This is a genomic window from Paraferrimonas sedimenticola, from assembly GCF_002282855.1.
Classification (GTDB): Bacteria; Pseudomonadota; Gammaproteobacteria; order Enterobacterales; family Shewanellaceae; genus Paraferrimonas; species Paraferrimonas sedimenticola.
On record NZ_NRIR01000003.1, the window covers coordinates 36,823 to 49,915 of the forward strand.

At 51.5% G+C, this 13,093-nt stretch carries 15 protein-coding genes; 12 read left to right on the forward strand and 3 right to left on the reverse strand.

Going from position 1 to position 13,093, the window contains the following annotated elements; genetic code table 11:
* The first annotated feature begins 1 nt into the window (after window position 1).
* From CLC93_RS06055 to CLC93_RS06095, 9 genes are all read left to right on the forward strand, one after another.
* Window positions 2-961: a beta-ketoacyl-ACP synthase III gene (locus CLC93_RS06055; protein ID WP_095505074.1), complete on the forward strand. Its 960-nt coding sequence runs from the start codon at window positions 2-4 to the stop codon at window positions 959-961.
* Window positions 962-973: 12 nt separating this feature from the next.
* A complete protein-coding gene (gene fabD / locus CLC93_RS06060) occupies window positions 974-1,903 on the forward strand; it encodes an ACP S-malonyltransferase (protein WP_095505075.1) in 930 nt (309 codons plus the stop codon).
* A gap of 19 nt (window positions 1,904-1,922) precedes the next feature.
* Window positions 1,923-2,669, forward strand: a complete 747-nt coding sequence (gene fabG, locus CLC93_RS06065; RefSeq protein ID WP_095505076.1) for a 3-oxoacyl-ACP reductase FabG — start codon at window positions 1,923-1,925, stop codon at window positions 2,667-2,669.
* Window positions 2,670-2,829: 160 nt separating this feature from the next.
* Window positions 2,830-3,063 carry an acyl carrier protein gene (acpP, locus tag CLC93_RS06070; protein ID WP_095505077.1) on the forward strand — a complete coding sequence of 78 codons (234 nt, stop codon included), beginning with the start codon at window positions 2,830-2,832 and terminating at the stop codon, window positions 3,061-3,063.
* A gap of 93 nt (window positions 3,064-3,156) precedes the next feature.
* The gene (gene fabF, locus CLC93_RS06075; RefSeq protein ID WP_095505078.1) at window positions 3,157-4,395 is read left to right on the forward strand and encodes a beta-ketoacyl-ACP synthase II; all 1,239 of its coding nucleotides are present in this window, start codon (window positions 3,157-3,159) and stop codon (window positions 4,393-4,395) included.
* A gap of 5 nt (window positions 4,396-4,400) precedes the next feature.
* A complete protein-coding gene (locus CLC93_RS06080) occupies window positions 4,401-4,880 on the forward strand; it encodes an acyl-CoA thioesterase (RefSeq protein WP_095505079.1) in 480 nt (159 codons plus the stop codon).
* Between the two features lie 85 nt (window positions 4,881-4,965).
* The gene (locus CLC93_RS06085) at window positions 4,966-6,507 is read left to right on the forward strand and encodes an FGGY-family carbohydrate kinase (RefSeq protein ID WP_169902851.1); all 1,542 of its coding nucleotides are present in this window, start codon (window positions 4,966-4,968) and stop codon (window positions 6,505-6,507) included.
* Entirely contained in the window at window positions 6,486-7,361 is an 876-nt protein-coding gene (locus tag CLC93_RS06090; protein ID WP_095505081.1) for an NAD(P)-dependent oxidoreductase, read from the forward strand. Before CLC93_RS06085 ends, CLC93_RS06090 begins: the two co-directional genes overlap by 22 nt.
* A gap of 24 nt (window positions 7,362-7,385) precedes the next feature.
* Entirely contained in the window at window positions 7,386-7,757 is a 372-nt protein-coding gene (locus CLC93_RS06095; protein WP_095505082.1) for a nuclear transport factor 2 family protein, read from the forward strand.
* A 21-nt stretch (window positions 7,758-7,778) separates the two neighbouring features.
* Here CLC93_RS06095 and CLC93_RS06100 read toward each other — a convergent pair whose 3' ends face one another.
* Window positions 7,779-8,132, reverse strand: coding sequence for a DUF1428 domain-containing protein (locus tag CLC93_RS06100; RefSeq protein WP_095505083.1), 354 nt, complete (start codon window positions 8,130-8,132; stop codon window positions 7,779-7,781).
* A gap of 212 nt (window positions 8,133-8,344) precedes the next feature.
* On the opposite strand from CLC93_RS06100, the gene CLC93_RS06105 reads away from it, so the two are divergent.
* Window positions 8,345-8,824: a J domain-containing protein gene (locus CLC93_RS06105; RefSeq protein WP_095505084.1), complete on the forward strand. Its 480-nt coding sequence runs from the start codon at window positions 8,345-8,347 to the stop codon at window positions 8,822-8,824.
* A 10-nt stretch (window positions 8,825-8,834) separates the two neighbouring features.
* Here the strand turns inward: CLC93_RS06105 and cdd are convergent, their stop codons facing one another.
* Window positions 8,835-9,722, reverse strand: coding sequence for a cytidine deaminase (gene cdd, locus CLC93_RS06110; protein ID WP_095505085.1), 888 nt, complete (start codon window positions 9,720-9,722; stop codon window positions 8,835-8,837).
* Between the two features lie 12 nt (window positions 9,723-9,734).
* Window positions 9,735-11,129 (reverse strand): exodeoxyribonuclease I, encoded by a 1,395-nt coding sequence (gene sbcB / locus CLC93_RS06115; RefSeq protein WP_095505086.1) that lies wholly within the window; start codon window positions 11,127-11,129, stop codon window positions 9,735-9,737.
* Window positions 11,130-11,356: 227 nt separating this feature from the next.
* On the opposite strand from sbcB, the gene CLC93_RS06120 reads away from it, so the two are divergent.
* Window positions 11,357-12,154: a hypothetical protein gene (locus CLC93_RS06120; protein WP_095505087.1), complete on the forward strand. Its 798-nt coding sequence runs from the start codon at window positions 11,357-11,359 to the stop codon at window positions 12,152-12,154.
* A gap of 47 nt (window positions 12,155-12,201) precedes the next feature.
* Window positions 12,202-13,023 (forward strand): 23S rRNA (guanine(745)-N(1))-methyltransferase, encoded by an 822-nt coding sequence (rlmA, locus tag CLC93_RS06125; protein WP_095505088.1) that lies wholly within the window; start codon window positions 12,202-12,204, stop codon window positions 13,021-13,023.
* The last annotated feature ends 70 nt before the right edge of the window (window positions 13,024-13,093 follow it).

Genomic DNA, 13,093 nt, shown 5'->3' on the forward strand with positions numbered 1-13,093 from the left:
TATGTATACAAGAATTCTAGGCACTGGCAGCTATCTGCCAGAGCAAGTGCGTAGCAACCAAGATCTGGAAAAGATGGTAGACACGTCCGATCAATGGATTGTCGAGCGCACTGGCATATCAGAGCGGCGTATCGCTGCAAGTCACGAGTCTGTGGCATCTATGGGTCATCAGGCGGCGCTAAAGGCGCTAGAGATGGCTGACATTGACCCGCAAGAGTTGGACATGATCATTCTGGGCACCACCAGTGGTGATAATGCTTTTCCGGCAGCGGCTTGCGATATTCAATCCATGCTGGGCGTGCGCAACATTCCGTGTTTCGACGTAGCGGCGGCCTGTTCGGGTTTCATTTATGCCATCTCGATTGCGGATCAGTTCGTCAAGACAGGTGCTGCTAAAAAGGTGTTGGTGATTGGTGCTGACGTATTGTCGCGCCTGTGCCACAGCGACGACCGCTCAACCATCATCCTATTTGGTGATGGCGCAGGTGCCGCCGTGGTTGGTGCATCAGAGCAGCCAGGCATTTTGTCGACTCATCTATACGCCGATGGTAAGCACGGCGATTTGTTGAAGTGCTCATTCCCACAGCGCACCGTTGAAAGCGGTAAAGCAGAAGAGTACATTCACATGTCGGGCAATGAAGTGTTTAAGGTTGCGGTGACGCAACTGGCTAACGTGGTTGAGCAGACGCTTAATGCCAACGATATGCAGAAATCGGATATCGATTGGTTGGTGCCACACCAAGCCAACTTCCGCATCATTAAAGCCACGGCTAAAAAATTGAATATGGAATTAGACCAGGTAGTGCTGACGCTTGATCGTCACGGCAATACCTCAGCGGCATCCGTGCCTATTGCACTGGATGAGGCGGTCCGCGATGGTCGTATTCAGCGAGGACAAACCTTGCTGTTAGAAGCATTCGGAGCAGGTTTTACCTGGGGCTCCGCACTCGTCAAATTTTAAGGAATAAGAATAATGTCTAAACTCGCATTTGTGTTCCCTGGACAGGGCTCGCAAAGCGTTGGCATGTTAGCCGACGTTATCGAATCATCAGCAGTGGTCAACCAGACTTTCCAAGAAGCGTCTGACGCGCTGGGCTACGACCTAACCGACTTGGTGCTAAATGGCCCAGCGGAAAACCTAAACCAGACCGACAAAACTCAGCCTGCCTTGCTAACCGCAAGTGTTGCTCTGTGGCGCAGCTATCAAGCCCGCGGTGGTGAGCAGCCAGCTTTGTTGGCCGGCCACAGCCTAGGCGAGTACTCGGCGTTGGTATGCGCGGGTGTTATCGACTTTAAAGACGCGGTTAAGCTAGTTGAGCTACGCGGTCAGTTGATGCAACAAGCGGTTGGCGCTGGTGAAGGCGCTATGTACGCCATTATCGGTTTGGCTGATGACGCGATTGCTGCCGCTTGTGAGAAAGCAGCGCAAGGTGAGGTGGTATCACCGGTTAACTACAACAGCCCAGGCCAAGTGGTTATCGCGGGTCAAAAAGCAGCGGTTGAACGTGCAGGCGTGCTGTGTAAAGAAGCGGGTGCTAAGCGTGCTTTGCCTCTACCTGTAAGCGTGCCTAGCCACTGCGCTCTGATGAAGCCTGCCGCTGACAAACTGGCGGTTGCGCTAGAGTCTATCGAGTTTAGCGCGCCTGCAATTCCAGTTATCAACAATGTCGATGTGGCCCAAGTTCAAAGCGCGGCAGAGATCAAAGACGCGTTAGTACGCCAGTTGTACTGTCCGGTACGTTGGACTGAGTCGGTTAACGCCATGGCAGAAGCCGGTGTGGAAACTCTAGTTGAGTGCGGCCCAGGCAAGGTGCTTAGCGGACTAACCAAACGAATTAACAAAGCGTTGCAAAGCGACGTGATGAATACCCAAGCTGCACTTGATGCAGTTGGGCAAGAATAATATCTAAAAGGAAAACAGCATGAGTTTATCTGTGGATCTGAATGGCAAGGTAGCCCTGGTTACCGGTGCTAGCCGTGGTATCGGCCGTTCAATTGCCGAGACTTTGGCCAACGCCGGTGCGGTCGTTATCGGTACTGCGACCAGTGAGCGCGGTGCACTAGCGATTGACGATTACCTAGGCGACAAAGGCCATGGTTTGGTACTGAACGTGACCGACAAAGACTCAATCGTTGAGTTGTTCGCGCAAATCAAAGAAAAAGCCGGTCAAGTCGACATTTTGGTGAATAATGCAGGCATCACCCGCGATAATTTGATGATGCGCATGAAAGACGACGAATGGGACGATATCATTGCAACTAACCTAAGCGCGGTATTCCACTTGTCTAAGCAAGTACTGCGTCCAATGATGAAGAGCCGTAGCGGTCGTATCATTAACATCGGCTCTGTTGTCGGTACCATGGGCAACTCAGGTCAGGTGAACTACTCAGCGGCGAAAGCCGGTCTGATTGGTTTCACTAAGTCATTGGCACGCGAAGTGGCTAGCCGCAACATCACGGTAAACGCGATTGCGCCTGGTTTTATTCAAACTGACATGACTGACGAGTTGACTGAAGATCAACAAGCAGGAATTATGTCTCAGGTGCCAATGGCGCGCTTGGGCCAACCTCAGGAAATTGCAAATACGGTTGCTTTCCTGGCGTCTGACGCCGCTGGATACATCACAGGCGAAACTTTGCACGTGAATGGCGGTATGTACATGGTTTAATGCACTTGTGCATTGAACTGTAACGAACGAGTGGCTAAAAAGTGTGATTCGGATGGTATTTTCGTGGTTAGACCAGAATTTTCCGACTTGCATTAAAATCGAAATAGAATAAACTACTCGCAACCTACGCAAGTGCGTAAATTAATGGGAATAAAATAACATGAGCAACATCGAAGAACGTGTACGTAAGATTATCGTTGAACAACTAGGCGTTAAAGAAGAAGACGTAAAAGCAGAAGCGTCTTTTGTTGACGATCTAGGTGCTGACTCTCTGGACACTGTTGAGCTGGTTATGGCTCTGGAAGAAGAGTTCGATACTGAGATTCCAGACGAAGAAGCTGAGAAAATCACTACCGTTCAAGCTGCTATTGATTACGTAAACAACAATCAGTAAGCACAAGAATCGCTAAAACAGGTGGCCTCGCGCCGCCTGTTTTTGTTTGTGACATCCTATAATTCCACAATTATTAATTTAAAGGAGTGAGCCATGAGCAAACGCCGTGTCGTTATCACAGGTATGGGTGCTGTAACTCCAGTAGGAAACGACCTAGATAGCACTTGGAGTGCTTTGCTGGCCGGTACCAGTGGCGTAGGTAAAATTGAGCGTTTTGACGCGACTGACTTCGCCTGTCAAATCGCTGCTTGCGTTAAAGATTTTGACGTTAGCGAATACGTGCCGCGCAAAGAAGCGCGCAAAATGGACGCCTTCATTCACTACGGGTTAGCCGCCTCTATTCAGGCCATCAAAGACTCAGGTCTGGATATGGATTCGCTGGCTAAGCATCGCGTAGGTACCGCAATTGGCGCCGGTATTGGTGGACTTGAGCTGATTGAGAAGAACCATCAGTCATACCTTAATGGCGGTCCTCGCAAGATTTCGCCTTTCTTTATTCCAAGCACCATTATCAACATGATTGCTGGCCACTTGTCGATTCAATACGGCATGACTGGGCCTAACTTCGCTGTCACTACTGCTTGTACCACAGGCGTTCACAACATTGGCTTTGCCGCCCGTTGTATTGCCTATGGTGATGCGGATGTCATGGTAGCCGGTGGTTCTGAGATGGTAACCACGCCAATGGCGATTGGTGGCTTTGCTTCGGCAAAAGCACTTTCTACTCGCAACGATGACCCACAAGCGGCCAGCCGTCCATGGGACAAAGACCGCGATGGTTTCGTGATGGGCGAGGGCGCAGGCATCATGGTGGTTGAAGAGTACGAGCACGCAGTGGCTCGTGGCGCAACCATTTACGCTGAGTTGGTTGGTTTTGGTATGAGTGGTGATGCTCACCATATGACGTCACCTCCGGCCGATGGTGCCGGTGCAGCTCTAGCAATGGAAAATGCCGTTGCTGATGCGGGAATTGATAAAACCCTAGTGGGTTACATTAACGCTCACGGCACCTCTACCCCTGCCGGTGATAAAGCCGAAGCTCAAGCGGTTAAGACCGTATTTGGCGAGCACGCTTACGACTTGAAAGTCAGCTCAACTAAGTCCATGACCGGACACCTGTTGGGCGCAGCTGGTGCGGTCGAAGCCATCTTTACTGCGATGGCACTGCACGACCAGAAGATCCCGCCAACCATCAATCTGGATAATCCAGATGAAGGCTGTGACTTGGATTTCGTGGCCAATGGCGCGGTAGAAGCTGAGCTTGAGTACGCCTTGTGTAACTCGTTTGGCTTTGGTGGCACTAACGGCTCTTTGCTGTTCAAAAAGGCCTAACTTACATGGACCCAAAACGCTCATTAACTCTGCGTTTTTTGGCAGAACCGACGGACGTAAACTTTGGCGGTAAAGTCCACGGTGGTGCTGTGATGAAGTGGATCGACCTAGCTGGTTATGCTTGTGCTGCCGGCTGGAGTGGACGCTATTGTGTGACGGCTTACGTCGGTGGTATTCGCTTTGTATCAGCGGTTCACGTGGGTAACCTGGTGGAACTTGAAGCCAAGGTTATCTACACCGGGCGTACCTCGATGCACATTGCTATCGACGTGTACGCCGCTGACCCTAAATCAGCTCATCGTCGCAAAACCACCAATTGCATTATCGTGATGGTGGCCGTAGACGAGTCGGGTCATCCGGTACCTGTGCCAAAATGGCTGCCAGAGACTGAAGACGACAAACGCTTACACGCTGGCGCCGAGAAGTTAATGGACATGCGCAAAGAAATTGCCAAGCAAATGGACGAACTGCCCCACGGCGAATAACGCTACGCTCTTGTTAGTGAAGGATTGGCAGCGAAGGCCGGCATTCAGTACACTGAATGTCGGTTTTTTTATGCAGGAAGCAAACATGGCGCACAGCGCGAAGGACACGCCAACATTTGTCAGTTTGGACTACGGCACCCAAAGCGTGCGCGCGCTGCTCATTAACGCCAAAGGCGGGGTGCTTGACCAAGCCCAGTTGCCTACACCTAGGCCGATTGAAGCATCTGACCCGAGTGCTGGCTTGTGTGAGTACCGCCCTGAAGACTGCTATCAAACCCTAGTCAGCGCCATTCGACAGCTGGTGAACCAGCAACACTCGGGGCTCAATCAGCTCAAAGGCATGGCCTTAACCACTCAGCGCAATTGCTGCCTGTTTTTAGATGCTGAAAATCGCCCGTTGACCCCGCTTGTGCACTGGTCTGATCAACGCATGGCGCACCGGCTAAAGCCAATGGCTTGGTATTACCGCTTGGGTTTCGCGCTGGTAAGAGTGTCTAAACGAATTGCTTTCTTGCGCCAACGAGCGCTGGTTAACTGGCTGGCCGAGCATCAACCTCAAACTCTGAATAACACAGCCAAACTCGAGCAGCTTAGCGGTTATCTGCACTGGCGTATGACAGCAAAATGGCAGGACAGCGAAGCCTCTCAAGTGGGCTATTTGCCTTTTAACTTTCGCCAACGTCGTTGGTACACCACTCGAAACTGGCGATTTCAAGCGCTAGCGATTAAGCCTCAATGGTTGCCAACACTCATCTCACCGACAAGCCCAGTAGGCCCGCTAACCCCTGAATTTGCTCGCGAGGCAGGGCTAGCTGAAGGTTTGATGCTGTATGCCGCAGGTGCAGATAAAGCCTGTGAGTCTTATGCCACCGGCGGAGGTGATGCTGGAGTTCTCAATCTGAGTTTGGGCTCAGCGGCGACTTTGAGTCTGGAGCGCAAAGGCTATCGCGAGGCCTTGCGATACTTGCCCGCATTTTGCTCGATTGACCCCAACCAGCACATCGTCGAAATACAGCTGGAAAGAGGTATGTGGTTGTTTCGCTATTTCATCGACCAGTTTGGCCAGCAAGATTGCCAGCGTGCTTCAGAACTGGGCGTGAGCGTTGAAACCTATATCTTAGAGCGCTTGGCGAAGATGCCCCCGGGGGCCGATGGCTTGCGCTTAAATCCCACTTGGGCACCGGGCATCGTTTTTCCAGGCCCAAACGCCAGCGGGAGTGTGCACGGTTGGCGAGTTAATCACACTCGTTGGCACTTGTACCAAGCGGCACTCGAGGGCATTGCGTTTACACTCAAGCGTCAATCGAGCTCGGTACTTAAGTGCAAAACGGATTCTATTCAGCGCCTTAGAGTTAGCGGCGGTGGTAGCCAAAATCAATTTGTGGTGCAAATGCTGGCGAATGTCTTTAATCTACCGGCAGAAGTGATTCAAACCCATCAATCGTCAGCACTAGGAGCGGCGATGTGCGTTGCGGTCGGAAGTGGAGTGTATCCCGACCTGTCGAGTGCTCGAAGCCGAATGACACAAGTTCTTCTACGCCTCGAGCCCAATCCTGCAGCGGTGGTTCAATATCAGCAAGTGTTTCAACTATGGAGTAGTAGCGAATGGCAAAAGTCGCCTTTCTAGGTCTGGGCGTTATGGGTTATCCCATGGCAGGGCATTTGGTTAACGCCGGCCATCAGGTCACGGTTTACAATCGAACTCAGGCAAAAGCCGAGGCTTGGGCTGCCGAGCATGGCGGTGCTTACCAAACCACGCCAAAAGCCGCAGCTGAAGGTGCGGAAATCGTATTTTGTTGCGTGGGCAATGACGACGATTTACGCCAAGTGACAGTCGGTGAGCAAGGCGCGCTGCACGGTATGACCTCAGGTACCATTTTGGTAGATCACACTACCGCGTCAGCCAATGTGGCCCGTGAATTGTCAGTTGAGTTTGCCAAACGTGATATCGCGTTTCTCGACGCGCCCGTGTCCGGCGGCCAGGCCGGTGCTGAAAATGGGGTTCTTACGGTAATGATGGGGGGCGAACCAGCCGCCTTTGAGCGAGCTCGTCCTGTGATTGACAGTTTTGCTCGTTGCGCGGAATTACTCGGTGACGTGGGTAGCGGTCAGCTGGCTAAGATGGTTAATCAGATTTGTATCGCCGGTGTGGTGCAAGGCTTGGCCGAAGGCCTGCATTTTGCCAAGTCGGCAGGGTTAGACGGCGAGAAAGTGGTTGAGGTGATCTCTAAAGGTGCGGCGCAGTCGTGGCAAATGGAAAACCGCTACCAAACCATGCTCAAAGATGAGTTTGATTTTGGCTTTGCGGTGGACTGGATGCGCAAAGACTTAGGGATCACCCTAGACGAAGCGCGCCGCAATGGGGCTCAATTGCCACTGACGGCCTTAGTCGATCAGTTCTATGCTGAAGTGCAAAATCTTGGCGGCAGTCGCTGGGATACCTCGTCGTTAATTGCTAGACTGGAACAAAATCGCAAGTAAACAAGGTGTTAGCTGGGTGCCATCATGGATGAAGCCTTAAAACAGTCCTTAATTGAACTCGAGTTGCATCTGCTTAAGCCAGAGGTGAGAGCGGATGCTATGGCGTTAGATAAGTATCTGGCGGATGATTTCTTTGAGTTTGGTAGCTCAGGTGTTGCCTTTGGTAAAACAGAGGTGATGCAACGTCTGCCCAGCGAAACGTCACCTAGGGTGGATACCCATGGCTTTCGCGTGCGTAAATTGGGTGAGGGCTTGGCACAGATCATTTATCGCGCCAGCCTGCAAAGGGCCAACGAAGCCCACATCAACTATTCACTGCGCAGCTCAATTTGGCGCAAAAACGGCAAACAGTGGCAAATAGTCTTTCACCAAGGCACGCCGACTAAGGCCTTTTAGGCTAACTCATATGATGCAAGCTCAAGCTTGCATCATCACTTCAAAGCCACCGAATACCACGCGCTGACCGTCAAAGGGCATTGGACAGTTATCTGGGTGCAGGCGCGTGTCTTCCATAGCTTTCGCCATTCCGGCCTGACGAACGTCTTTGGAAGGCCAAGTTATCCAAGAAAATACCACCACCTCGTCTTCACTGGCTTTCACCGCCAAAGGAAAAGAGGTGAGTTTACCCGGCGGAACATCGTCACCCCAGCATTCGGTAACACTAATCGCACCGTGATCTTTAAACACTTCTGCCGCCACTTTAGCGTGGTTTAAATAGTCTTGTTTGCTTTGTTTCGGCACTGCCAACAGATAGCCGTCTACATATCCCATCGTCGTTTCCTTGAGTTTATGGCTGCGCTTTTAGCTTAGTTCAAAAGTGTGTTGCTGCTCAGAGTAAAACACACAAACAGGAACAGAAAAGTTCTGGCCAAAACACAATGGGTGGTGCGCAGGACACAGCGCAAACGAGTGAGGTCTTTCATAGTTAACTCATGTACTTAACTCAAGTTCTTTACTACGAACAGCCACTTGGAAAGTAAGCCATGAACGCGACCAATCACTACCAGACCATGTTGTTAGACCCAGAGGCGGATGGCGCCTTGGTGAAATCGGCGTATAAGGTGTTGTCGCGTCGCTATCATCCCGACACTAGTGTGTTGGGTAAGAATTTAGCTAATGAGCTCATGCAGCAGTTGAACCTGGCTTATGCTGTCCTTTCGGATCCGGATAAACGGCGTGAATACGATAAGAGCTTAAGTACTCAGCAGGCAATCCGGTACAAACTGCCTCAGGCGGCCCCCCCGACGGTGGCTAACACTAAAGCAGTAGAAAGTGCGGCTAAGCCAATGGCAAGGCCCATGCACAGCAGACAGCAACAGGTGACTCCTATGAAACACCAACCCAAAAGACCTCAGCCGGCTCAAGTTCAAGCGCACGCGGGTTTTGACTATGCCATACCAGTGAGTGCGGTAAGCTTTATTGCTATCGCTTGGTTGTTGTCACAAGCCCTATTGGCAATGTAGCCGCAACTGACTAAAGCACCCAGTGTTCCAGCTGCACGTCGGCAATGGCGTGCAATGCATCCATACTGGCGTTCGCCAGTGAAATGCTTCCCTGACTCGACTCCACCAAAACGGCGCGTACAATCGGCTGTTCAAAATTCCCACTAAGCGCCATTTGCGATAAGGCTCCCTGCACCGGCATTAAGCTTGGGTTGTAGGCAGCATTTTCGGCGTATCGACCAAAAAATTGTTGGCCGCTAGCAGTTTCAAGGGCGATAGCGGCGTAATTCTTGGAGTAGGGGGCGTAACTCGCGTTGGCCTGAGTAATGGCTAACTGAGTTAAGGTATCCTCGCTGTCGTGAGCCAACTCAGCGCCGTGATGAACCAATAAAGGTTGCTCAACACCCAGATCCGCAGGCGTGAAGCTGTCTGGCAGTAACTGGCCCAACTGACGCTGCCCTTGAGGAATCGAAACCTGCATGGCAGCACCATCCGCCACTTCGTTCAAAAACTGGCGACAGTGGCCGCATGGGCTAGCGTTAATGGTGATGTGGAGCAAGCGACGGGCGCCATGGCACCAGGCGTTGTGCAATACCGACTGCTCAGCGTGCAGCGAGTGGTTAAGTGCTTCATTGGGGATTTCTAGGTTGGCACCTATAAACCAACGGCCCTGATCGTCTTGAGCCAATGCACCGACTTTAAAGCCTGACACAAATGGCTGGGAGTAACTGGCAGCGAAGGGCAACAGCGCCTGGCTAAGCTCAACTTGGCCCATACCGCTGATTTCTTGCAGAGTCTGAAATTGGGTGGCGCTAAAACAATGGGTAACCCCTTCTCCTAACATGGACGACAAAGCGTCGGCTAACGAAATTGGTAGGGTTTGCAGCGCCAATTGCTGCGGCGACTTGGCTGGATTCATGGCGACCAAATATTAAAGAGATTGAAGATAGAGCTTGAGCTGACTGAGCAGTCCCAAGTTCTTTGGATGATTTTGGTGTTGCTCAAACAAATCTTGTAAACGCACCATATAGTCTGGGTCGTTCAAGCGGCTTTGGCAATGTTGACGATAGCGGCTAAGTTCCGACTCACTTAAAGCGTAGGGGTAGTTACGCGCTCGGTACAAAAACAGCATGGTGTCTAGACGAGCGTCGTCAAACTTCAGCGACAGCGCGGCTAAGTTGGACGGATGGGTGTCGCGAATAATCGCCATTTTGGCCTTGTCGGCTTCGCTAAAGAAGCCACCGGAGTAAAGCATCAAATCGGTATCTTGCTGAGGCTCGAACTCTCTTGGTTGCTCGAACATTTGCGCCAGTTTCTCGCGAATGATTCCCTGATGCTGAATCAAGGTGCGATATTGCTGTCTTGCAAATTGCTTGTCGATCCCCAAGCGCTCAGCACTCTCGTCTTGTAAGGTACTGGCCGGCGCCACAAACGGACTTTGATTCACGGCCAATTGGCTCACAGGCACTTTGATGTCGCTGTTGCGGGTATACAAGTGCTCGACCAGTTGCTCTGGGGTTAAATCCAGCAAAGGTTGAATGTCTTGAGTGAGGTTTACCATTACCACGCCGTTGCGGTTGGTGGGGTGGCGCAATACCGGCGCAACTAATGAACAGCAACCTTGCCAGCCGCCATAGCGAGAGTTGATGTGGACCAGCGGTGTCAGTTTAGACACGTCGAGCTGTTGTTCTACGGCTTGTTTGCGGCGCAGTTTAAACCCGTAATCGTAGAGCTTAGGCTGGGCTTGCTTGATGGCCTTGGCCATTGCAATGGTGGCGTACACATCGGACACCGCATCGTGAGCGTTGGCATGACCTATGCCGTTGGCTTCGGTCAGTTTTTCCAGTCGAAATGTCGGCTTTCCTTCGGCATCGGTTGGCCACTCAATGCCCTCAGGGCGCAAGGCGTAACAAGCGCGCACCAAATCAATCAAATCCCAACGACTGTTATTGTCCTTCCACTCCCGCTCGTACGGGTCAAAGAAGTTGCGATACAGAGTGTAGCGAGTGACTTCATCGTCAAAGCGAATCGAGTTGTAGCCCACGGTACAGGTGTTGGCCTGACGCATGTGCTGATTCACTTTGGCTATGAATTCCGCTTCTACTAGACCATTGGCATTGGCGTGTTGTGGCGTGATCCCAGTGACCAGCATGGCTTCCGGTTGCGGCAAGTAATCAGTCGCCAATTGGCAAAACAACTCAATCGGCTCACCGATGGGATTGAGGTCAAGGTCGGTGCGGATCCCTGCAAACTGAGCGGGGCGATCTTTACCTGGATGAACACCCCAGGTTTCGTAGTCGTGCCATAGGAGAGTTGCTTGATTCATGCGGACTTTTAGTCGTGGGTTTTGTTGATGTGGTTATGCTAGAGATTGTGCTTGATTATCCCCTGATAGGCAATCCGCCACAGGCTTATTTGCGGCATTTGGCAGCAGTGTCAACACACCATTTTTAGACTGTTTGAGCTATCGGCAAAAACTAATCAAGTTATCCTGGCTGGGCTTTGTGATATCCTGCTGCCAGTTGCACTCAACTACGACTTCCAAGGACTGGCATGTTTAATCTCCTGTTTCAGCCTGAGCATAACTTTGGGTTAGATACCGAATATGGGCTGGCACTCCGCTTTAAGTGTGAAATGGATGAAACCTTGGCGCTAGCGGCGCGCCAAGCACCCATTGCCCAATGCCTAATGCGGTTCACGGACAAAGGAGAGGCAGAGCTTAGCTTGCGAGTACTTGAGTTTGTTGAACTCGGGCCGGTCGACCATGCCCAAGCTCAATTGCCATCTCAGGTGGTTCAGCGCCAACTCGGACAGTTGCTCTACGTTCAACCGCTCTACGACAAAGCTCCCAGTTTGTGTGTTGAGGAGTTGCAAAACGGCCTTCAGTTGAGTTTGATTCCCACCGAAAACGGATTTGATGCACAGTTGCACGGTGCCCAAACCTGGCAGTTGGTTAAGGCCGAAGACTCCCATCCAAGTTTTGTAGAGCCGGTAGAGTTGGCCAAAGCCAAAGCTGTGATAGCTCGCCGCTTAGACCAGATTTCACATCGCACTGAACAGCAGTTGCACTTGCTTGAAATCGAGCAAGCCTGCCAGAGCTTGAGCCATTGGATGCGCCATGGCGGTGCGGTACTAAACCAACATCAAGGAGTGTATGAGCTGCTCAATGCATTGCGTCAAAGGCACGAGTTCTTGCAGCGCCAGATACAACACGGAGCCCGAGCCTTGGATATAGGGTCGGCAGCCAATGATGCGGGCAGCCTTCATGCTGAGCGTCAGGCTCAGTTATACCGCTTACTAGCCAGCCCAGAATTAACTGCAGCAGTAGACCAGCTGCTGGAAGAGGAATAACCGCCAGACCCTTGCTAAGCTTGAGCAAACTGGCTTTTTTGAGACCTATGAATTACTCCTGTCCCTTATGTCAGCAACCGCTGCAATTTGGCGATAACGGCTATCGTTGCGCCAACCGTCATCACTTCGATCAGGCCAAAGAAGGCTACGTAAACCTGCTACCTGTTCAGCAAAAAAGTTCAAAAGAACCGGGTGACTCTAAAGCCATGATGCTGGCCCGCCGCGAGTTCTTGCACGCAGGCTTTTATCAATGTTTGTCGGACGCGATTAATGCGGAGCTGCTCGAGGTGCTATCGTCGAAACAGAGCTATCGCCTGTTAGATCTTGGTTGCGGTGAGGGGTATTATACCGGCCGTTTATCAAAGGCTTTTGAGGCGGCAGAGCGTCAGCTGCAAGTGGAAGCCATCGATATTTCGAAATCGGCCATACGCTTTGCCGCTAAGCGCTATCCCACAGTGGACTTCGCCGTTGCCAGCGCTTATCAGCTACCCTTTGCTGACCAGAGTTTTGATGCCATTGTTCGCTGCTTCGCGCCTAGCCAGCATCAAGAACTGCTACGCTTGCTGGAAAGCGGAGGTCAATTGCTGACGGTGACTCCCGGTGAGCAACATCTGTTTGAGTTGAAAAGCGCGATATACCCTTATCCTAAGCCACACCAGCTGCCGACTACTGAGCTAGAGGGTTTCAGCCACCGCAATCGATTGCGGGTCAGCCAGACCTTGACCATTGAAAGTGGGGCAGCAATAACCGCTTTGCTGAACATGACACCGTTTGCATGGCGAATGAGTGATACGCAAAAAGCGCAATTGGCCGCTAAACCTTTGGCGCTTAGTCTAGATTTTTGCATTGATAGGTTTGAGCGCGACTAGCTAGCTTTCTAAATTTTAGAAATAAAAGCGCCAAAAAAGGCGCTTTTTATTTGGTTTGATTAATAGTTAG